Genomic DNA, 20,133 nt, shown 5'->3' with positions numbered 1-20,133 from the left:
CTAGTCGTAACCGGGACACGCGAGTTTGTTCTGGATCAAACACAGCTATGCAGGTGGCTCATGCTGCTAACGCGAGCATTGCTTTTGAAAGACGAACCGGCGGGAACCTTGCAGTCGCTGCATGAGCTGTTTGCGCTTGCCAATGCGATGGAGAAGGAGGCCGCGGATCGCTATTCGGAGCTTGCCGAAGAGATGCGGGCGCAGGACAGAAATGATCTTGCGGCAGTTTTCGTGCAGCTTGCGGCCGCCGAGCGCGAGCATGTCGATAGTGTGACACGTTGGTCGCTGTCGCGCTGTGGCAAGGCGCCTGATCCGGCACTGGTGCGCTGGGATGCACCGGAGACTTTCGATGCCGAGACCATGGCCGAGATCAAGGCGTCGCAGCTGACGACACCTTATCGTGCCCTGGCGATGGCGGTGCGCAATGAAGAGCGCGCGTTTGCCTTCTGGTCCTATGTCGCGGCGTTCGCCGCCGATTCCGAGATCAGGAAGGCCGCCGAAGCCATGGCACGGGAGGAGCTTGCGCATGTGGCGACCCTGCGCAAGGAGCGGCGGAGCGCCTATCACCTTGAGCACAAGGAGCGCGCGGGTGAGGGGGCCGCTGACGCGGCAGCGCCGGTGGATGCCGGCGCGCTGGAATCTCGTCTGGCCGTGCGGCTCGCGGAGCTCGAGGCGCGCGTCCTGGGACGTTCGCAGAGCCGAGCTCATGAGCTTTGCGAAGAGGCCGAACTGATGTCGACCCGAGCCGCCGGATTCGAATCGTTTGCTGCGGCGTTGCAGGAAGCCGATGCCCAAACCATCGCCGAGGCTCTGACCGACGCCTATCTCGACGGTGCCGAACGCTCGGACGATCCGGCGCGTGTCGAGCTTCTGCAGACGCTGGCGGAGCGTGCCATCGCGCGGCTTGCCTGGCTGCGCAGCCTGGAGCCCATTGTTAGGGCGAAAGCGTGATGAGCTTGGGACATCATATCGCGCTTGCATCACACAATTTCCGCCCCTTCAGGCACATGACCTTGGTCACGTTGACTCGCCCCGCAGACCGAGGCGATCAAACAGATTGATCGGGAGTGGGAAGACCACGGTCGAGGACCGTTCGCCCGCGATGTCGTGCAGCGCCGCGAAATAGCGTAGCTGCATCGCCTGCGGCTCCTGGGCGAGGATCCGGCCGGCCTCGACGAGCTTTTCGGCGGCCTGCTGCTCGCCCATCGCATTGATCACTTTGGCGCGTCGCAGCCGTTCCGCCTCGGCTTGCTTGGCTATCGCGCGCACCATGGTTTCGTTGAGATCGACATCCTTGATCTCGATCGACGTGACCTTGATGCCCCAGACGTCGGTCTGCTTGTCGAGGCTCTCCTGGATGTCGGCGTTTAACCTGTCGCGTTCTGCGAGCATCTCGTCGAGTTCGTGCTTGCCGAGTACCGAGCGCAGCGTGGTCTGTGCGAGCTGGCTGGTCGCGGCCATGTAATCGCCGACCTTGATGATCGCGCGCTCGGCATCGACGATGCGAAAGTAGAGGACGGCGTTGACCTTGACCGAGACGTTGTCGCGCGAAATCACGTCCTGCGGCGGCACGACCTGCACCATCACCCTGAGATCAACCTTCACGAGTTGCTGCACGACTGGAATGAGGATGATGAGGCCCGGGCCCTTCACGCCGGTGAAACGGCCGAGCGTAAAGACGACGCCGCGCTCATATTCTCGCAGGATGCGAACGGCCTGGGTCAAAAAAAGGATGACGATCAGCACAAGCGCTGCATAGGTCAAGTAATCAAGCATCATGATGTATCTCCTTCGCCGGTCGGGACTGGCGCCGCACCACCAGCGTCAGATCGATGATGTTGGCGACTTCAACCACCTCGCCCGGCTTGAAGGTTTCGGTGCCGCGCGCTTGCCATCGCTCGCCGTGCGTGAAGACATGACCTTCATTCTCGGACCAATCGAGGACCTTGGCGGACAGGCCTCGCATGGCTTGCGCGCCGACGCGGACCGGACCGCTGCGAGCGCGCCGAAGCGAACCGAGCACGACGAGAACAAAGCCGATGAACGTCGCCGTCACGATGGCGATGAGCCACCACGACAGTCGGTAGCCCGGCGCTTCGACCCTGAAGAGCATAACCGCTCCCAGCACAAAGGCGATGACTCCGCCGAGGCCGATCACGACCGTCGGGTTGAAGGCCTCGAAGGCGAGAAGCGCGATCCCGACCAGCATCAAGGCGAGGCCGGCGTAGCTGATCGGCAGCAAATTGAGGGCGTAGAGGCCCAGCAGCAGGCAGATCGTGCCGACGACGCCGGGGGCGACCGTGCCGGGGGACATGAATTCGAAGATTAGCCCGTAGACGCCAACCATCAGGAGAATGAACGCGACGTTGGGATCAGTGATGACCGCCAGGAACCGGGAGATCCATCCAGGATCGATTATTTCGACGACGGCGTCCTTCGTCGCCAGACGTTGCGTCTTGCCACTTGCAACCTCGACAACGCGACCATCGACCTTCGCGAGCAGTTCGACCGGATCGCGTGCGATGAGATCGATGACATGTTCGTGCAACGCGCCGTTGGCGGAGAGGGTGGCGGCCTCGCGCACCGCCTTCTCGGCCCAGTCGGCATTGTGGCCACGCAGTTCGGCGAGGCTGCGGATGAGGGCGACGGCATCATTCGTCACCTTTGCCGTCATGGCATCCTTTGGCTCGTGCTGGCGGTCGCTATCCTTGCTGTCTTTGCCCTCCTTGTCCGGGGTGCCACCCGGCAGACCCGGTATCGGACCGCCAATCTGCACCGGCGTCGCCGCACCGATATTGGTGCCCGGCGCCATTGCCGCGATATGGGTTGCATAGAGAATATAGGTCCCAGCGCTTGCGGCGTGGGCTCCGGAGGGAGCGACGTAACCGATGACAGGCACGGGCGAAGCGAGCACATCCGAGATGATCTCGCGCATGCTGGTGGTGAGACCGCCCGGTGTATTCAGACGCAGGATGACAATGTCTGCGCGTCGTTCGGCTGCTTTGGCCAGAGCGTCCTTCACGTAACTTGCCGACGCCGGCCCGATCGCTCCGTCGAGCGAAATAGTCAGTGCAAGACTGCGGTTCTCCTCCGCTAAGCCGGGAAGGAGCGAGACAACCAGAGCGACGATTGCAATCGCCGCAACGAGGGCCGCCTTTACGGTCTGCACGGCAAGCACTCCCTTGCCAAAAATATGGGGTTCCGTTCCGGAACCTCAATGGCCACGAACCACCGCACGCGCATGCCGTTGTGCAGTGCGATAGCTGGCACTCGCTTCCATTCTTGCAGAGCCTGAACCGATCAAGCGTGGCAAGCTTCGGCCCGGCGCACTCCTCACTTCGTTCTCGCCGGCGGCTTGTTTCTTTCGACCGGGCTGATGATAGGCTGCTAGCCTGGGTGGAAATTTAGAAACTCCTTGGGGCTTCTCCAAATGACGGCCGCATCAGGCCAGCGCCCCATCTATGCATGCGCGGGATGGGAAATCGATCTTGCCAGACGGGAATTGCGCTCTCAGGGAGCACCCGTACCTTTGGGCGGACGGGCCTTTGAAATCGTTGCAGAATTGGTCCAGGCAGAAGGCGAGCTGGTTTCCAAGAGTGATTTGACCAAGCGGGTTTGGCGGGGCGTATTCGTCGAGGAGGGCGCGCTTCGCGTGCACATCGCGGCGATCCGCAAGGCCCTCGGTCCGGATCGCGACATGCTGGCCACGACGGTCGGCCGGGGATATCGCCTTCTGGGATCATGGCTCATCCGGCATGTCGATGCGCCGGATCAGCCGGCCGCGCCCGAACTGTCGCCGTCGACCAACATTCCGGCCGCGACGTTCGATCTCATCGGTCGCGCTACGGCGATCGGTCATCTGTGGGAGCTTCTGTCAGCCTACCGAGTCGTGAGCCTCGTCGGGCCCGGCGGGATCGGCAAGACGGCGCTGGCGCTGCAGGCGGCCAGATCGCCGCCGTTCGGACTGACCGCCGACCGATTCCTCATCGAACTGGCCTCGCTTTCAAATTCCGAACTCGTGCCTTCAGCGGTTGCCGGCGTACTCGGCATCAAACTGGAAGGTGAAGAGATCTGCGCAGAGGCCATCGCGCGTGCCATCGGAGCACGGCAATTGCTGCTCGTTTTCGACAACTGCGAGCATGTGATTGGTGCCGTAGCCAGGCTGACCGAGACCATCGTCAGCCGCTGCTCCGGCACCACCATTATCGCGACCAGCCGCGAGGCCTTGCGCATCGATGGCGAGCATGTCTATCGCGTGCCTCCGCTGGAAGTGCCGCCTGAGCCTCTGCTCGCACCGGACGCCATCTTTGAACACACCGCAGTCGAGCTGTTCATGACCAGGGCGAAGGCGCAGGGCTCTAGTTTCGAACGCGACGAGGAGAACCTTGGCGCCATCGCCGCCATTTGCCGCCGGCTGGACGGCATTCCGCTCGCGATCGAGTTTGCCGCGGCACGTGCGACGATGCTTGGCCCGCCCAAGATTGCGGCGCTTCTGGACGATAGATTCAAATTCCTCACGACGGGCCGGCGCACCGCGCTGCCCCGGCAGCAAACGCTGCGCGCGACGCTCGACTGGAGCTATGACCTGCTGCCGGAGGCGGAGGCGCGGGTCTTGCGGCGGCTCGGCATATTTGCCGGAGACTTCCTGCTCGACGCGGTGATTGCGGTCGCCGGCGATCGCGAGAGGGGCGAAGTCACCGACCAGCTTGCCAACCTGGTCGCCAAGTCGCTTGCCGTCGCCGACATCCGTGGCGACCGGCCGCACTACCGCCTGCTGGATACGACGCGCGCTTACGCGCTGGAAAAGCTCCATGGTTCCGGGGAATATCCCGACGCCGCGCGCCGTCACGCGCAATATTATCGTGGCTTCTTCGCCAATGCAGAAGCCGAAAGCGAGTTGAAGCCGCAAGCGGAGTGGCTTGCCATCTACGGCCGGCACATCGACAACGTGCGTACCAGCCTTGATTGGGCATTCTCGCCCAGCGGCGATGCGCAGACCGGCGTGGCATTGACCGCGGCCGCGGTGCCGCTGTGGGTGCAACTGTCGCTGCTCGCGGAGTGCCGCGAGCGCACTGAGTTGGCGCTGGCAAGGATCGACGAAGCCACCCCTGGCATGTCGCGCCTGCGCATGCAGCTTTCGGCGGCACGCGCCTGGTCGCTGATGTACGGCGTCGGCAGGGCTCGCGAGGCCGGTCCCGCCTGGGCCTTGGCCTTGCAACTCGCGGAGCAACTCGGCGACGCCGACTATTTGCTGCGCGCGCTGTGGGGACTGTGCATCGATCAGTTCAACAATGGCGAGTTTCGCAAGGCGCTGGAATTCGCGTACCGCTTCGCCGAGGTCGCGGACAGCTCGAGCAACTCCGTCGACCTGATGATGGTCGACCGGCTTCTCGCCACCACGCTGCATTACCTTGGTGACCAGAACCTTGCGCATCATCACATCACGCGGACCTTGTCGCGCCTTTCGGATTTATCGCCAAAGCCGCAGGTGATCCGCTTTCGCTTCGATCTCCGGGTATCGGCGCACTATTTCCAGGCTCGCATCCTGTGGCTGATGGGGCTAGCCGACCAGGCCTTGCGCGTGGTCGAACACAACATCGAGGAAGGCCGGGCGAGCGGGCACGCCCTGACATTCTGCAGCGTGCTGGGGCAGGGCGCCTGCCCGATCACCTTCCTTGCCGGCGACCTCGATGCCGCGGAACGCTACTGTGCGCTATTGATCGAGCATACCGAGCGGCACCCGATCCGGCTGTGGAATTTATGGGCGCGCGCCTTCAGGGGCATGGTGATGGCAAGGCGTGGCGGCGTTGCCACAGGATTGCCGGTGCTGCGAAAGGCGCTCGAAGTGGCCGGCGAAGCGCGGTTCCTGCCACGCTTCCTGCTTCCGCTTGGCGAATTGGCAGCCTGTCTCGGCGAGGCCGGCGAAGTCGCGCAGGGGCTTGCCGCCGTCAATGAGGCGCTTGCGCGCTCCGAGGCGAGGGAAGAGCAATGGTACCAGGCCGAGCTGCTGCGTATCAAAGGCGAGCTGCTGCTCCGCGCCAGCGAACATCGCTCCGTTGTCGCCGCCAAGCAGTCCTTCGACAAATCGCTCCAGGTGGCGCGTAGCCAGGGCGCGCTGTTTTGGGAGCTGAGGACGGCAATCAGTCTTGCTCGATTGAGAGCCAGTCAGGACCGTTCTGCCGACGCACACCACATCCTTGCCTCCGTGTACGGAAAGTTCACCGAGGGTTTCGAGATTTCGGACCTGCGAAACGCAAGAGCAATGCTGGCGCAGCTTTCGACCGAGTGAGCCGCCTTGGCGCGATCCGCGGCTGCTCGCATCGTTCGGGTCGTACCAAGTCCCGCATTATCCGTTTTTCCGGGCCCATCCCATCGACAGCGCGCTGCTCTCGCCGCGCATGAGCTTCTCTTAATTTCCCGGTTTTTTGCGCCCGCGCGTCTTGCAACGGACGAGCGGTTGAGATATTTGTAATACATCACTACTATACTAATGAGGACTCAACGTTGGACGTTCGCGGTTCCATTCGAGTTGATAGCGATGTCTTGATTGTCGGGGGTGGAGCAGCCGGTGTTGCGGCGGCTATCGCCTCTGCGCGTCAGGGGCTGAGCGTTACGCTGGTCGAGCGCTACGGTTTCTGCGGCGGCGGTGCTGTCGCCGGGCTCTCAGGCACCGTCTGCGGTCTTTACGAAGCGACGAATAATATTGCGGCGGGCCCGCAACAGGTCGTTTTCGGTTTCGCCGACGAGTTTTGTCGGAGGCTCGAGGCGATGGGAGGGCTCGGCGCGCCATTGCTCTACGGCAAAACATGGGCTCGCGTCCACGACCCGCTGGTGTGGCGTGAGGCTGCAGATGCGATGCTGCGGGAAGCAGGCGTCCGCGTCATCTTCCATGCGGTTGCCCAGTCCGTGCGAATGGAGGGCGACAAGGTCGAAGGACTTGGCATCTGGACAAAGCAGGGGCCGGTGGATGCACGCGCGAAGGTCGTGATCGACGCGAGTGGCGATGCCGATGTGGTCGCGATGGCAGGGCTGCCGAATTTCATCGGCGACAACGGCGCGGTGCAAAATCCGACGATGATCTTCCGTATGATGGGAGTCGATGTCGAGCGCTTTGTCGGCGAATACGGCGTCGACACGATCATGCCGGAGAAGGTCTCCGCGATGATCCGCGCCAAGCACAATGCCGGCGACTACAAGCTCCCACGCGCCAAGATCTGGTTGTTTCCTACCACGCGTCCGGGAGAGCTACTGTGCAATTGCACGCGCCTGATCGGGCCGGATGGCCGAGAGCTGAACACGCTATCTTACCGGGACTTTACCGACGCGGAAATCGAAGGTCGGCTGCAGGCTCGCGAATATGCGCGCTTCTTCCGTGACAATCTGGTCGGTTGCGAGGATGCTTTCCTGAACGACACCGGCGTTCAGGTCGGCGTGCGCCAGACCCGCCAGGTGTCGGGTGTGAGGACGCTTGCAAACTCGGACGTCGTTCGAGGCGCGAAGTTCGCCGACGGCATCGCCGTGTCGCCCTGGCCGATCGAACTGCACTCGGGGGACAAGCCCAGGGTGGAGTGGCTGCTCAATGATTACTACGAAGTTCCTTACGGATGCTTCGTCCCCGAGCGTGGTGAAGGGCTGCTGGTCGCGGGTCGGTGCTTGTCGGCAGAACATGAGGCCGTGGCCTCGGCGCGCGTGACCGCGCAGTGCTTTTCCTACGGTCACGCAATAGGTCTCGCCGCGGCGATTGCAGTTCGCGAGAACGTGCTGCCTCGCGCTATCGACGGCAAGGATGTCAGAGCCGCAGTCAACGCGGACGGCGCACGCATTGGATGAGGACAATCCCCGAATGATCAAGTCTGAAATAAATGGGGCGATCGCGATCGTCACAATAAATCGTCCTGAGCGTCGCAATGCGTTGGGATCGCAGTTGATGCGGGATCTCGGGGCGGCGCTATCCAGTGCCGAACAGAACGATGCGGTAAGGGCGGTGGTGCTGGCCGGGGCGCCGCCGGCATTCTGCGCCGGGAGCGACCTGAAGGAGCTGGCTGGCCTATCGATAGCGGATATATGCAAGCATGAGTCGGAGACGGCGGCATTCGCGCGTGCCATCGGCTATCGCGCAAAGCCGGTCATCGCCGCGGTGGAGGGGTATGCGCTTGGTGGCGGCTTTATCCTTGCCGCGTCCTGCGACATCGTCGTCAGTGCGTCGACGGCTCGCTGGCATTTGCCCGAGGCGCCAAACGGTTGGCTGCCTCCGTGGGGTTTAGCATCGCTGGTAGCGCGAACCGGCCCTGTTCGAGCGCGCCGTTTGACCTGGGGAGCCGCGCCGATCGACGGTGTCGAAGCAGCTCGTATTGGACTGGTTGACGATGTGGTCGAGCCGGGCGCAGCGCTCGCGCATGCGATCAGTGTGGCCAACGGGCTTGCCGCGGTGCCACTGGAGGCCATTGCGTCTACCAAGCGATTCTTTGAGCCATTCATCATGGCGGATACGGAGCGCCTGGATGAAGTCGCATCCAGGGAGTTCGCACTAAATTGCGAAACGCCGAGCTCTCGCAAGACCTTCGAACGTTTCATGGTGAAAGCGTGAGCAAGATTGTTGATGCTGCGACCGCGGTCGCTTCGATTCCGGACGGATCCACTGTCGGCTGTGTCGGCGTAATCGGCTGGGTGACGCCGGATGCGCTGCTCAAGGCGCTTGGAGAGCGCTTCCGCAAAACGGCGAGCCCGAAAGATCTGACGTTCTATTTCCCTGTCGGAACGGGCGACGCCCAAGGCATCAGGGGAATGGATCACGTCGCGCAAGAAGGGTTGATGAGGCGCATCGTCGGCGGATCCTACATCAATCCGGTCGATCCAACGACGGGCAAGCGCCCGGAGTTGATGCGCTTGATCCGTGAAAACAGGATCGAAGCCTATTCATGGCCAATCGGAGCGACCATGCATTGGCTTCGCGAAGTTGCGCGCCGCAGTCCCGGTTACATGACACGGATCGGTCTCGGGACCTACATCGATCCCGAAAACGGCGGTGGCAAGTTCACCGAGCGCGCACAAGATAATCTGGTTCGGCGCATCGATTTCGAAGGTCAGTCTTATCTGTTCTATCCTACGTGGAAGCTGGACACGGTCTTTATCTACGCCTCATCGGCGGACGAGGAAGGCAACCTCTCATTCGAGAACGAGGCGCTCGTCTCCTCCAACATCGCGCTAATCCTCGCGGCCAAGGCGCATGGTGGCCGTGTGATTGCTCAGGTGCGCCGAGCGGTACCTCATGGAACGCGGCCCGCTTCCGAGGTGCGGATTCCCGGCATGTTCGTCGACGCCGTCGTGGTCGATCCGTCGATGATGATGACGACCGACGTGAAGTTCGAACCGGCTTACTTCGGCGGAGAACGGGTTCCTCTGTCGCAGCTCCCGCCCATTCCGATGTCGGCGGACAAGGTCGTTGCGTTGCGTGCATCGAAAGAGGTCCGCAAGCGAGAACTATCGATCTTCGGCTTCGGCGCAGCAGCCGACGTACCCTTGGTGATGGCTGAGCAGGGGGTGTTCGAGAACGGTAGCCTCAAGGACTACTGGTTCACGACCGAGCACGGTTCCTACGGGGGCATCGTGATGTCCGGCTGGCAGTTCTCGGCCAACCTCAATCCCGATGCGATCCTGGACGGGGTCTACCAGTTCGATGCCATCGATGGCGGCCTTTGCCGGTTTGCGGCGCTGGCCTTTGCCCAATTCGACCGGGGTGGTCTGGTCAACGTTTCCAAGTTCGGCGTCGCGAATCCTGGCGCCGGCGGGTTCATCGATATCGCGGAAAACGCAGAGCGGCTGGTGTTCACCGGCACTTTCACCACCGGCGGCCTCGATGTCGCGTTCGCGGATGGAAAACTGCGCATCGTCAAAGAAGGCAAGGTGCGCAAGTTCGTCAACAAGACCGAACACATTACCTATTCCGTGATCGATGGCGTGAAGCGTGGTCAGACGGCCCGCGTGATCACTGAGCGCGCGGTGTTCGAGATTGCGGCCGAAGGCTTGATCCTCACCGAAGTCGCGCCGGGGATCGATGTGCGCCGCGACGTGCTCGATCAGATGGAATTTGCGCCATGGAAGGTGGCGGACGATCTCAAGCTCATGGATGAGGCGTTCTTCCTGGATATGCCTTGCCAGGCTAGGGCCAGTTGAAGGTCGCCAAACGCTGATTCGATCAGGCTACACCAGGCCGATCCCTCGCTCGAAGATCTTGCGTGTATAGCCTTCGATCTGGTCCATCAGGGCCGTAGCGTGGGCAAGCGCCTTTTTCTCGTCCTGTCGCGCAACGGCGCGCGCCCGCTCGGCATGCAGTTTACCCATCGCTTCGAGGTTCTGCAGGTCGGACTCATATTTGTAGTAAAAGCGCCGCGACATCGCGTGGAGCGGTGAGATCGACCGGGCCGCAAAAGGATTGCCCGCCGCCTTCGCGATGAGATGATTCGCATTGAACACCTCGCGAAGGTATTTTTCCAGATTGCCCTGCTTGCCGGCCGCATCGATTTCGTTGGCCGCCGCAACGAGCCGCTCGCGATCGGCGGCCATGATCCTTCGCGCCGCTCGTGTGGAAATGAAAATCTCAAGCTCCCTGCGGAATTCGATGACGAGCAACTGCTCATGGAGATTGATCTCGGTGATCATCAAGCCATGTCGGGGCAAGATGCTCACCAGATAGTCTGCCTGCAGGCGCTTGACTGCTTCGCGGACCGGCGTGCGGCCAATCCCGATCTTGTCGGCAAGACCTTCTTCGGACCAGTGGCTCCCGGGAGGAAGCTGCAGCGTGACAATCATCTCCTCGAGGCGTCGATGCGCGGCATCGGCCTGTGATTCCGTCGTGACATCGATCGCAGCTTTCTTACCCATAAGACGTCTAAGCCTTTGCAGTACACCGAGTCGTATTGAAGAACTCGCAAGCACCAGTCAACCGAGCCACGCCAGATCTATACCACTTTGTTGTCCGTCGCCGTTCCTGCGACCGCTCTCCGATAGATGCAGCCGATAGCTCTATCGCCTCGGCAGGCGAACGAGGCAGCCGCGCTTGACGTGTGCGCCGTAAGATATTACTAGTACGTTAGTGAGATAATACAAACATTGTCAGGGAGGGAGAGACGTGCTCGGGTCAAGAGGATTTCTGCTCACAGGGTTGATGGCGTGCAGCCTGCTCGCGGCGCCGGCCGTTCGCGCTCAAGATGTCGTCAAGATCGGTCAGATCGAGGCACTAACGGGCGCCACCGCCACTTACGGATGGATGTCGGCGCAAGGCACCAAGGTCGCCGTCGAGGAGATCAACGCCAAGGGCGGCTTCAAGGTCGGCGACAAGACCTACAAGCTCGAATTGATCCAGGCGGATACCCGTGGCGAGCCACGCGAGGCCACGGTTCAGTTTCGTAAGATGATGGAGGACAAGGTCCGCTTCGTCTTCGGTCCGTTCCTGACCAATATCTTCAACGCCATTGAACCGATCGCGAACCAGAACAACGGCAAGTTCCTGCTGTTCTCGGGGGCCACATCGGCCCATGCCGCGCTTGGAAAGCCGGATCACGACTATCTGTTGCGCACCTGGAATTGGGATGCCGGTTCGGCGGGGTTCGGCCAGTTGATGGTCGACTACCTGAAGAAGCTGAACACCAAGAAGGTGGCGATGCTGTTCCAGAATGATGCCTTCGGTAAGACGGCCGTCGATATCTATACGGGGCTTTTCAAGACTGCCGGCATCGAGCTGCAGGTCGAGCTCTTTGAGCCCGGTACGAAGGACTTCAGTGCGGTACTTGCGAAACTCGCCGCCGGGAAGCCCGATATTCTCTTCCCCGGTTATTCCGATGCGGTGCTCTACGACATTGTGCGGCAGGCGACTGAATCCGGCTTCGCGAACCGCTTTTTCCTGGTTCGTGGCTCGATCGGGCCCGCGCTCAAGAACAAGGACGCCATCGCGGACTACGTAGCCTACGTTCCGAAGTATTTCGAGGAAGCGGAAAAGAGCGAGCCAAAGGTCAAGGCGTTCATTGAGAGCTACAAGAAGACTTTCAATCGGGAATTCCCCTACGACCAGGCGCCTCTGTGCTCATCGTCCTGCTACGACCATGTCTACATGCTCGTCCAGGCGATGCAGAGCGCAGGTACCGTCGACGACGTTTCCAAGATCCGGTCTGCGTTGCTGGCCATGACTTACGACGGGTTGTGGAAGATCCGATACGACAAGACCGGGGAGGCGGTGTTCGGGTTCGACGTGGTGCATGTGCGCAAGGGCGGCTCGATTGAAATCGTCAAATACGATCCGACCAAAGAATAGCTGAGATCGTCGCGCTTCGGCTTTCCCGGAATGTCTTCTTGGTCCGGGAAAGCCCCTCCATCGATGAGGGGAGGGGCATTTGCCATGGCGTGCTCTCCTAACGGACACAGTATCCATGTCGCAGCTAATTATCGGGCAGATGCTCAACGGCGTGATCGTCGGCTCGCTCTACGGCATCATCGCGCTCGGCGTGACGCTCACCTTCGGTTTGACCGGCATTGTGAATTTCGCGTTGGGCGCCTTCATGATGCTCGGCGCCTACACAACGTGGTATTTCTACGATGTGCTCGGCTTGCCGTATGCGTTGGCCGTGCTTGGCGCCGTCTGTGCCGTCAGCGTCGTCGGCTACGTCTCGGATCGCGCGCTGTTCCAATTCACGCGCGGCAATCTCGTCAATGGCTTGCTTGTGTCGATCGGCATGATCTCGGTATTCGAGGCGCTCGTGCTGGCGGCCTTCACCACGACGCCGAAGGACCTCACTTACGTGCTGCCTGGCGCGTTGAACATCGCGGGGATTATCCTTCCCAAGATCAAAATCGTTGTCTGCGTCGTCTTCCTGGCCGTGATATTCGGCACTTATCTCGCGTTGACGCGCACTTGGCTTGGCCGTGCGGCGTTCTCCTATGCGCAGAATCCCGAGGCGGCTGCGCTGATGGGGGTTCACACCGGACGATTGCAAACGATCGTCGTCGTGTACTCGACGGCGCTCGCAGGTCTTGGCGGGGGGCTCTACGCCAGCATGTACTCCATCGAGCCGACGATCGGCTCCGGATACATTCTAAAGGCGGTGGAAGCTGCGATCCTTGCCGGCGTCGGAAGCGTCATTGGAGCGTTGGGTGGCGGCATCATTCTCGGTATCAGCGAGAACATAGGATCCGTCTTCCTTCCATCCGCCTTCCGTGACGCCTACGGGCTCGTCTTCCTGATCGCGATTCTCCTCGTTCGTCCGGGCGGCCTCTTTGGAGATCGGCCATGAGATACGCCATCGCCATCGGATTGCTCGCCGCGCTGCTGGCGCCGCTCATAGCTCATAGCGATTCGGTTCTTGCCATTGCGATTTACGCCTTCATGGCTGCGTCGCTGGCGGTGAGCTTCAATCTGATATTCGGATTCACCGGCCAGTTGTCGATGTTCCACGCGGCATCCTTCGGCGTGTCGGCCTACATCGTCACGATCCTCGTCACGACGTTCGGCTGGAATTTCTGGTTGGCCATAGCTCCGGCCCTCGCCGTCGTTCTCATCCTGTCGCTGATCGTTGGAACAATTTGTTTCCGGTTCAAGCTGAAAGAGTTCTACTTCGCCGTGGTCACGATGGCGTTTTCGGAGGTGCTGCGGTTGATCATTCTGAACTGGAACGGAATGACGAACGGCTCACTTGGCATCACCGTCGTCGACAAGCCGAGCCTCTGGACGCCGATTGGCAACGTTGCGATTTCGGGCGGGGTTGCCTGGTACTACCTGACGCTGGCACTGTTGGTTGTCGTATACGTCGTTTGCCAGGGGGTCCTTTCATCGTGGATCGGCCGGTGCCTTGCAGCGATCCGCCTGAACGACCAGTTAGGCGAAACGCTGGGTATCGATGTTTTCAAGTACAAGCTGCTGAGCTTTGCGATCGGAAGCGTGCTCGCAGGCTTGGTCGGCGCCTTCTACGGGTTCTATTCAGGTTTCGTTGAGCCGCACTATCTCTCGATACCGCTCGGGCTGGACATTATTGCGATGGTTCTGCTCGGCGGGGTTGGGTCGCTGATCGGGCCCGTGATCGGCGCCTTCGTATTGACGGCGCTTCCTCACGTCATCGAGTTGAGCGCGGAGCTCCGTATCGCGCTCTACGGATCGATTCTGGTCTTTGTCATCCTGGTCATGCCGAAGGGCATCGTTGGCCTGATCGGGAGCAAAAGAAATGCTGCTTGATATCCGGAACCTGACCAAGCGCTTCGGCGGTCTGACAGCCGTTTCGAACGTCTCCTTCGGAATCGAGCGAGGCGAAATCATCGGGATCTTCGGGCCCAACGGCTCCGGGAAGACCACGACGCTCAGTCTGATCGCGGGAATTCTCGTGCCGACGGACGGCAGCATTGTCTGGAAAGGCAAGGATATCAGCGCGCTTCCGCCGTTTGAAGTCGCGCAGCACGGACTGGTGAAGACGTTTCAGAATCCGCAACTGTTTCCCGAACTGACCGTCGCCCAGCACATGCGCATTGCATGTCACCTCCATATCAAACGCGCATTAGGCTTCGGTCGCGTGTGGTCACTATTCGGAGGCATGCCCGCTGAGCTGAACGGCACGCTGACCCGCAAAATCGACCAGATGCTCGAATTGTGCAGGCTGGCCGATAAGCGAAACGAAGAGGCGGGAGCTCTGTCCTATGGGGGCGAGAAGATGTTGGGCGTCGCAATGGGAATGGTTTGCGAGCCCGAGCTGCTGTTGCTCGACGAGCCGGCCTCGGGTCTCGGCCACGATGAGATCATGAACCTCGACGCGGTCCTGCGCGATTTGAGAACGCACGGGGTGACGCTCTGCATCATTGATCACAAGGTTAGGTTCCTGGGCCGGCTGGCGGATCGCTCGATCGCACTTCATCACGGCGCGGTCATCGCCACCGGCAAGACCGCAGACGTTCTCGCCAACGAAGCAGTCATCGAGGCCTATTTGGGCAAGAAGCATGCTTGATGTCACCGATCTCAACGTCAGTTACGGCAAGCAGAAGGTCCTTAGAGGAATATCTTTTGAGCTTCGGCAGGGCGAAGTCGTCACGCTGATCGGGCCGAATGCCGCCGGAAAATCGACGACCTTGCGCACGCTTGCCGGGTTGAAGAGGAGCGACTCCGGAAAGATCGCCTTCGACGGCGGTGACATGGCTTCCATATCGACAGCCGAGCGCGTCAAGTGCGGGCTGGTGCTCGTTCCGGAAGGCCGCCAGATCTTTCCGCGAATGTCGGTCCATGAAAACCTGTTGATGGGAGCTTACCATCGTTCCGATCGCGACCATGTCGAAGACGATATCGAACGCATCTTTTCCATGTTCCCTCGTTTGCGTGAGCGCAGCACGCAGCGAGCTGGCTCGATGTCGGGTGGCGAACAGCAGATGCTCGCCATCGGACGTGGATTGATGTCTCGGCCGAAGTTGATGCTGCTCGATGAGCCGACACTGGGTCTCGCGCCGATCATTATCGAAGAACTTGGGCGGATCATCCGCAATCTGGCCAAGGAGGGCCTTGCGATCCTGCTCGCGGAGCAGAATGCGGTGATGGCTCTGGGATGCGCGGATCGCGCCTACGTGCTCCAGTCCGGCGACATCGTGACGTCGGGTGATGCGAAACGGCTCTCGGAGGCTCCCGAGGTCAAGCAGATGTATCTTGGCGCGTGACGTCTATTTGCTGGTGATCCATGAGCGATAAGCAGGAAGTTGTTGGTCTGGAGAAGCGGGGTGACGTTGCGGTCGTCACCTTGTTGAGGTCTTCGCGCCGCAATTCGATGAATCAGGAACTCGTGGACGGGGTGAGGGCGGCCCTGATCGAGCTGGATCGCGATGAGAGTGTCGGCGCCATCGTTCTCGTCGGTGCGCCACCTGGCTTTTCCGCCGGCAGCGACCTGAAGTTCATCGGTGCGCTCGGTCTCGAGGCGATGGGGCGGTTCGAGCAGGAATGCGGGGACTTGGGCCGCCTGATCGGTTTCATCAGCAAGCCCGTCGTTGCCGCGGTTGAAGCGTTCGCGATCGGTGGCGGATTTACATTCGCCACGTGTTGCGACGTCGTTGTCGCTGGGCGCGGATCGAAGTGGAGCTTGCCCGAGGTGCCGCATGGATGGCTCACTCCCTGGGGCATCAAGTCGCTGGTTGCTCGCGTAGGGTTGGTCAAGGCTCGTTTGCTCTGCTTCTGCCTTGAGCCGCTGACCGCCGAAGGGGCGCGAGAACTCGGCGTCGTCGATTATTGTTGCGATGATGGCGAGGCGCTTTCGACCGCTGTCAGTATCGCCGAAAAGCTGGCCTTGCTCCCAAGGCCGGCAGTTGCGGCAACCAAGCGCTTCTTTTCTGGCTATCTGATGGAAAATGCCGAGGCGATGGACTTCGAAGCCAATCGCCTCTTCCTCGACAATTGTCGGGAGAGAGCCGCCCAGGCGACTCTTGACAAGTTCCGGCACCGCTGATGGCCGCCATCCCAACCAGAAAGGACTGGATCGATGCTCCTTGACCTCAATGAAGAAGAAAGACTGCTGAAAGAAGGTCTCGAACAGTTCGCCGAAGGTTCGATCCGGCCGAAGATCAAGCCTTTCGTGGACCGGCATGAGTTTCCCACCGAACTCGTCAGAGAGTTTCTCTCACTCGGCTTCATGGGTACGGCCTACGATCCGGATTTCGCCGGCGGCGGACTTGGCACCCGAGGCGCGGCGATCGTGGCCGAGACGCTGGCTCGCGCAGAGCCGGGCTTCGCGGCGATCTATCTTTGCAACAGCGCGCCGATGACGGTGATCGCGCGCTACGGTTCCGACGAAGTCAAGAAGAAGTGGCTGGAGCCGCTATGCCGTGGCGATTTCATCGCTTCGTTCGGCGTAACCGAGCCCAGCGGCGGGTCGGACGTCGCCAGCATCAAGACACGAGCCGTGGAAGATGGCGATTCCTTTGTGCTGTCGGGATCGAAGGTGTTCTCCACCAATGCCGGCACGCCTCTGCACGGAGTGTCGACGTTCGTCGCTGTCACCGACCCGGAGCTGGGCCCCAAGGGACTCTCGACCTTCGTCGTTCCGGTTGGAACGCCTGGCTTTAAGGTCGGCAAGCCCGGGCGCAAGATTGGCTGGCGGATTGCAGATTCGGTGGAGCTGTTTCTCGATGAATGCCGCGTGCCAAAAGCGAATATGATCGGCAATCGTGGGGACGGATTGAAGCAGATACTTACCACTCTAAGCATCGGCCGCATTCTTGTTGGCGCCACAGGCCTGGGGCTCGCCCGCAAGGCGATGGACCTCGCGAAAACCTATGGGGCAGGTCGCAAGATCGGCGGAGTGCCGATATTCAATCACCAAGGACTGACATTCCCGCTGGCCGACGCGCTTACGAAGATCCACGCGACCGAACTCATGATCCGCAATGCTGCCTGCTTGGCAGACGCAGACCGGCCATTCCGTCTCGAGACATCCATGGCCAAGTTGTTTGCGACCGAAATGGCGGGTGAAGTTGCCGATATCGCCCTGCAGGTTCACGGCGGCTACGGGGCATTCGAAGAGTATGAGGTGTCCGGGCTCCTCGGCGAAGCGCGGGTCCTTCGTATCCTTGAAGGCACAAGCGAAATCCAGCGTTTGGTGATCGCTCGCGAGCTGATGGCGTAACGCTTGGCTAAGATCAAAAACCTTTCGTTGTTTCGAACCCGCCAAGATCTGAGGTTCTCGGGAGCCCGATCAAGCAAGGAATTCAGGCCGGCGATCGCCACCATGCACGTTGCCTTGGGGGGGGCGACGTCAGGTGACGATCCACTATCCCTTCACTGGCTCGCGCTGGTCGCGGCAACAGGCGTGGTGGCGGTCGCGCGCTTGCTGAGTGCCAGATATACTGCGGCCGATACGCCGATGCCGAACAGCCAGCTCAAATCCGCGCCGCCGAGGAGGCCGGTCGAGATCGGACCCTGCAGTGCGCTAACGAGGCCGTCTTCCACCGACCAGCCGGCAACGAGACCCGCGAAGAAGGCGATGATCCCGCTCCAATTGATGTCGCCATAGGCGCTGGTCTCCGGCGAGCGGTAGAGTTCGGCGACGTCGATCTTGCCCCTTCGCTTGATGTAGAAATCGGCGAGCACGACGCCGGCCCACGGGCTCATCCACAACAAGAGGCTGATCATCCAGTTGTCGAACGCCTTCGCAAACGACGGCGCGAAGATGAAGTACAGCGTGACCAGATAGCCGGCGATGCCGACGATAATCGCTAGCGCGACGCGCGAGAGCTTGAAGCCTGCGCTGAGCGCGGCGAGCGCAGCCGAATAGACATTGAGGATATTGGTCGCAATCGGTCCGTGCAGCACCATCAGCAGTACCAGGATGCTGGTCGGACCGCCGAACACCGCGCTGACCATCTTGGCCGGATCGGTATCCAGCGTTGTGCTGGCGATCGTCGCGCCCAGGATGGCGAGCCACACGCTCGGTACGAACATGCCGACATAGCTGTACCAGAACACAGAGCTTGACGGCACGCTCCTCGGCACGAAGCGCGAATAGTCAGATGCCCAGGTGACCCAGGAGATGCCCCAACCGACGCCGACCGCCGTCATCAGCAGCGTCAGCATCGCCAGATGCGCGCCGCCCGAAAGGGAGGTGGTGAGGCCCCAATTGACGACGCCCGGACGCGACCACGCCAGCACGCTCATCAGGATCATGATGGCAACCGTCGCCGGCACCGTATATTTCTCGAAGGTCCGGATCGCGTAGAAGCCGTACACGCCGATCCCGACCTGAAGCACCATCACCAGCGTGATGATGATGATCTCGACCAGCCAGGTGTCGGGAATGCCGAACTGGCCAAGGATGGCGACTGCGATCTTCACGGGGAAGTAGGTGTTCACGCCGATCCAGCACAGCGTCATCAGGAACATCAGGATGCTCGGCAGATAGGCGCCGCGAACGCCGAAGGCCGAGCGGCTCAAGACCATTTGGTTGACGCCGGTCCTGTGACCCATCACGGTGAAGGACGCAAAGATCGCGCAGCCGATGATGTTGCCGATCACGATCACCGCGATCGTTTCCATGAGGCCGAGCTTCAGGATGATGCCAAGCGCGCCGAGCGCCCAGTTCACCGGCGCGATATTGGCGCCTGCCCAGATCCACATTTGCTGCGGTCCGGTGGAGTCCCGGTCGGCGTCGGGAATAGGCTCGATGCTATGAATATCGGCGCGAAGCTCGGAATCCGTCATGACATCCCCCGTTCAATACGAAGCACGCTTCGTAATCGTCGGGCGCAGCAACAATCATGCCATGAAAGGAAGGCGCGTCCGCAAAGCGTGCCGCTCCGCACGCCGATGCGACGGGTGGTTCGAAGAATTGACGCTGTCTTTTCAAGGTCGAGACGGTGTCGCTCCCGGTCTATGTCGACGTGCAGGCCGGTCGTTGCAACGCTTGGTCATGCCAGTCCGGGCGTCGGCAGAGCCGGGACCGCAATAGCGAGCGTGCGGTCACAGATTGTGCAGCCCGCGCCAAAAAGACAGCCAGCGACTCCCGTTCCATCTAGTCGAAAAGGGCAGCAGCGCTGTCGCGATTGGCGTTGCCCGCAACGATGCGTTGCATCATTTCGATGAACAAGCTGCGTTCCTTCTCTGTCAAGCCGGCGAGGGTGGCGCGATGTGCGGTCCGCGCCGATGCCTCGATCCGGGAGAGCAGGGCCGTTCCGGCCGATGTCAACCGGCAGAGCCGGGCGCGTCGGTCGTCTTTGTTGACGGCCCGTTCGACCAGATTGCGGGCAGCGAGCCGCTTCAGCGCGCCGGTCGTCGTGGTGCGATCCAGCGCGATATCGGCCGCCAATGTAGTCTGATCGGCGGTTCCTCGCACCGCTAGCGCCGACAGCAGGCTGTATTGCAGCGGCGTTATCTCGAATTGGCCGCACGCTTCCTGGAACAGCGCGACGTGGATCTGATGCAGGCGCCGGATCAGGAACCCTGGCCGTTGTGACAATGGCCATGGGCGATGCCTGGTCTCACCGCGACGCTTCTTCGCTTGCTGCAACGCACAGTCTCCAGCCTTGGAACGTGGCGCGAGTAGCCCGATTCGAGTGCACGCGCCATCACCAGATCATGGCATGAAGCTTGCTTTTTGGAAAATACGAAGCATGCTTCGTATTTCCGCGAGAGCG

General features: G+C 61.1%; 17 protein-coding genes. 12 read left to right on the top strand and 5 right to left on the bottom strand.

Translation table 11 applies throughout. From position 1 onward, the window contains the following. Positions 1-60: 60 nt before the first annotated feature. Entirely contained in the window at positions 61-951 is an 891-nt protein-coding gene (locus ACZYOF_RS02440; protein ID WP_463714682.1) for a ferritin-like domain-containing protein, read from the top strand. 66 nt (positions 952-1,017) lie between these two features. Here ACZYOF_RS02440 and ACZYOF_RS02435 read toward each other — a convergent pair whose 3' ends face one another. Next, positions 1,018-1,779 (bottom strand): slipin family protein, encoded by a 762-nt coding sequence (locus ACZYOF_RS02435; RefSeq protein WP_130576581.1) that lies wholly within the window; start codon positions 1,777-1,779, stop codon positions 1,018-1,020. Next, positions 1,769-3,169: an NfeD family protein gene (locus ACZYOF_RS02430; protein WP_282527884.1), complete on the bottom strand. Its 1,401-nt coding sequence runs from the start codon at positions 3,167-3,169 to the stop codon at positions 1,769-1,771. Before ACZYOF_RS02430 ends, ACZYOF_RS02435 begins: the two co-directional genes overlap by 11 nt. 261 nt (positions 3,170-3,430) lie before the next feature. Here ACZYOF_RS02430 and ACZYOF_RS02425 point away from each other — a divergent pair, with 261 nt between their 5' ends. From ACZYOF_RS02425 to ACZYOF_RS02410, 4 genes are all read left to right on the top strand, one after another. Further along, the gene (locus ACZYOF_RS02425) at positions 3,431-6,289 is read left to right on the top strand and encodes an ATP-binding protein (RefSeq protein WP_463714681.1); all 2,859 of its coding nucleotides are present in this window, start codon (positions 3,431-3,433) and stop codon (positions 6,287-6,289) included. A 254-nt stretch (positions 6,290-6,543) separates the two neighbouring features. Next, on the top strand, positions 6,544-7,830 hold the full coding sequence (locus tag ACZYOF_RS02420; RefSeq protein WP_463714680.1) for an FAD-dependent oxidoreductase: 1,287 nt from the start codon (positions 6,544-6,546) through the stop codon (positions 7,828-7,830). Positions 7,831-7,843: 13 nt separating this feature from the next. After that, a complete protein-coding gene (locus ACZYOF_RS02415) occupies positions 7,844-8,587 on the top strand; it encodes an enoyl-CoA hydratase/isomerase family protein (protein ID WP_463714679.1) in 744 nt (247 codons plus the stop codon). Continuing rightward, the gene (locus tag ACZYOF_RS02410) at positions 8,584-10,173 is read left to right on the top strand and encodes an acyl CoA:acetate/3-ketoacid CoA transferase (RefSeq protein ID WP_463714678.1); all 1,590 of its coding nucleotides are present in this window, start codon (positions 8,584-8,586) and stop codon (positions 10,171-10,173) included. The genes ACZYOF_RS02415 and ACZYOF_RS02410 overlap by 4 nt, the downstream gene beginning before the upstream one ends. Before the next feature lie 27 nt (positions 10,174-10,200). On the opposite strand, the gene ACZYOF_RS02405 is transcribed toward ACZYOF_RS02410, so the two are convergent. Continuing rightward, on the bottom strand, positions 10,201-10,809 hold the full coding sequence (locus tag ACZYOF_RS02405; protein ID WP_463714728.1) for a GntR family transcriptional regulator: 609 nt from the start codon (positions 10,807-10,809) through the stop codon (positions 10,201-10,203). 319 nt (positions 10,810-11,128) lie between these two features. Between ACZYOF_RS02405 and ACZYOF_RS02400 the strand changes: the two genes are divergently transcribed. The 7 genes from ACZYOF_RS02400 (at position 11,129) to ACZYOF_RS02370 (ending at position 17,630) form a co-directional block, all read left to right on the top strand. Beyond that, complete coding sequence (locus ACZYOF_RS02400; RefSeq protein ID WP_463714677.1) at positions 11,129-12,307, top strand: ABC transporter substrate-binding protein; 1,179 nt, start codon at positions 11,129-11,131, stop codon at positions 12,305-12,307. 115 nt (positions 12,308-12,422) lie between these two features. Then, positions 12,423-13,283, top strand: coding sequence for a branched-chain amino acid ABC transporter permease (locus ACZYOF_RS02395; RefSeq protein WP_130576589.1), 861 nt, complete (start codon positions 12,423-12,425; stop codon positions 13,281-13,283). A 20-nt stretch (positions 13,284-13,303) separates the two neighbouring features. Beyond that, a complete protein-coding gene (locus tag ACZYOF_RS02390) occupies positions 13,304-14,218 on the top strand; it encodes a branched-chain amino acid ABC transporter permease (protein WP_463714676.1) in 915 nt (304 codons plus the stop codon). Continuing rightward, positions 14,208-14,978, top strand: coding sequence for an ABC transporter ATP-binding protein (locus tag ACZYOF_RS02385; RefSeq protein WP_463714675.1), 771 nt, complete (start codon positions 14,208-14,210; stop codon positions 14,976-14,978). Before ACZYOF_RS02390 ends, ACZYOF_RS02385 begins: the two co-directional genes overlap by 11 nt. Further along, positions 14,971-15,675: an ABC transporter ATP-binding protein gene (locus ACZYOF_RS02380; RefSeq protein WP_130576597.1), complete on the top strand. Its 705-nt coding sequence runs from the start codon at positions 14,971-14,973 to the stop codon at positions 15,673-15,675. The genes ACZYOF_RS02385 and ACZYOF_RS02380 overlap by 8 nt, the downstream gene beginning before the upstream one ends. Before the next feature lie 20 nt (positions 15,676-15,695). Further along, positions 15,696-16,454: an enoyl-CoA hydratase/isomerase family protein gene (locus ACZYOF_RS02375; RefSeq protein ID WP_130576600.1), complete on the top strand. Its 759-nt coding sequence runs from the start codon at positions 15,696-15,698 to the stop codon at positions 16,452-16,454. A gap of 33 nt (positions 16,455-16,487) precedes the next feature. Continuing rightward, the gene (locus tag ACZYOF_RS02370) at positions 16,488-17,630 is read left to right on the top strand and encodes an acyl-CoA dehydrogenase family protein (RefSeq protein ID WP_463714674.1); all 1,143 of its coding nucleotides are present in this window, start codon (positions 16,488-16,490) and stop codon (positions 17,628-17,630) included. Between the two features lie 152 nt (positions 17,631-17,782). Here ACZYOF_RS02370 and ACZYOF_RS02365 read toward each other — a convergent pair whose 3' ends face one another. Continuing rightward, a complete protein-coding gene (locus ACZYOF_RS02365; protein WP_463714673.1) occupies positions 17,783-19,201 on the bottom strand; it encodes a cytosine permease in 1,419 nt (472 codons plus the stop codon). Positions 19,202-19,511: 310 nt separating this feature from the next. Further along, complete coding sequence (locus tag ACZYOF_RS02360) at positions 19,512-19,832, bottom strand: MarR family winged helix-turn-helix transcriptional regulator (RefSeq protein WP_463714727.1); 321 nt, start codon at positions 19,830-19,832, stop codon at positions 19,512-19,514. Positions 19,833-20,133: the final 301 nt, after the last annotated feature.

The sequence above is a fragment of the Bradyrhizobium sp. LeoA1Lang genome, from assembly GCF_055413685.1.
Note: the sequence above shows the minus strand (reverse complement) of the source record. Positions and strands in the feature narration are given on the sequence as shown.

Coding starts and splice junctions, on each gene's coding strand:
- ACZYOF_RS02440 (WP_463714682.1), top strand. CDS start 61: ATGCTGCTAACGCGAGCATTGCTTTTGAAAGACGAACCGGCGGGAACC.
- ACZYOF_RS02435 (WP_130576581.1), bottom strand. CDS start 1,779: ATGATGCTTGATTACTTGACCTATGCAGCGCTTGTGCTGATCGTCATC.
- ACZYOF_RS02425 (WP_463714681.1), top strand. CDS start 3,431: ATGACGGCCGCATCAGGCCAGCGCCCCATCTATGCATGCGCGGGATGG.
- ACZYOF_RS02415 (WP_463714679.1), top strand. CDS start 7,844: ATGATCAAGTCTGAAATAAATGGGGCGATCGCGATCGTCACAATAAAT.
- ACZYOF_RS02405 (WP_463714728.1), bottom strand. CDS start 10,809: ATGATTGTCACGCTGCAGCTTCCTCCCGGGAGCCACTGGTCCGAAGAA.
- ACZYOF_RS02395 (WP_130576589.1), top strand. CDS start 12,423: ATGTCGCAGCTAATTATCGGGCAGATGCTCAACGGCGTGATCGTCGGC.
- ACZYOF_RS02385 (WP_463714675.1), top strand. CDS start 14,208: ATGCTGCTTGATATCCGGAACCTGACCAAGCGCTTCGGCGGTCTGACA.
- ACZYOF_RS02380 (WP_130576597.1), top strand. CDS start 14,971: ATGCTTGATGTCACCGATCTCAACGTCAGTTACGGCAAGCAGAAGGTC.
- ACZYOF_RS02375 (WP_130576600.1), top strand. CDS start 15,696: ATGAGCGATAAGCAGGAAGTTGTTGGTCTGGAGAAGCGGGGTGACGTT.
- ACZYOF_RS02370 (WP_463714674.1), top strand. CDS start 16,488: ATGCTCCTTGACCTCAATGAAGAAGAAAGACTGCTGAAAGAAGGTCTC.
- ACZYOF_RS02365 (WP_463714673.1), bottom strand. CDS start 19,201: ATGACGGATTCCGAGCTTCGCGCCGATATTCATAGCATCGAGCCTATT.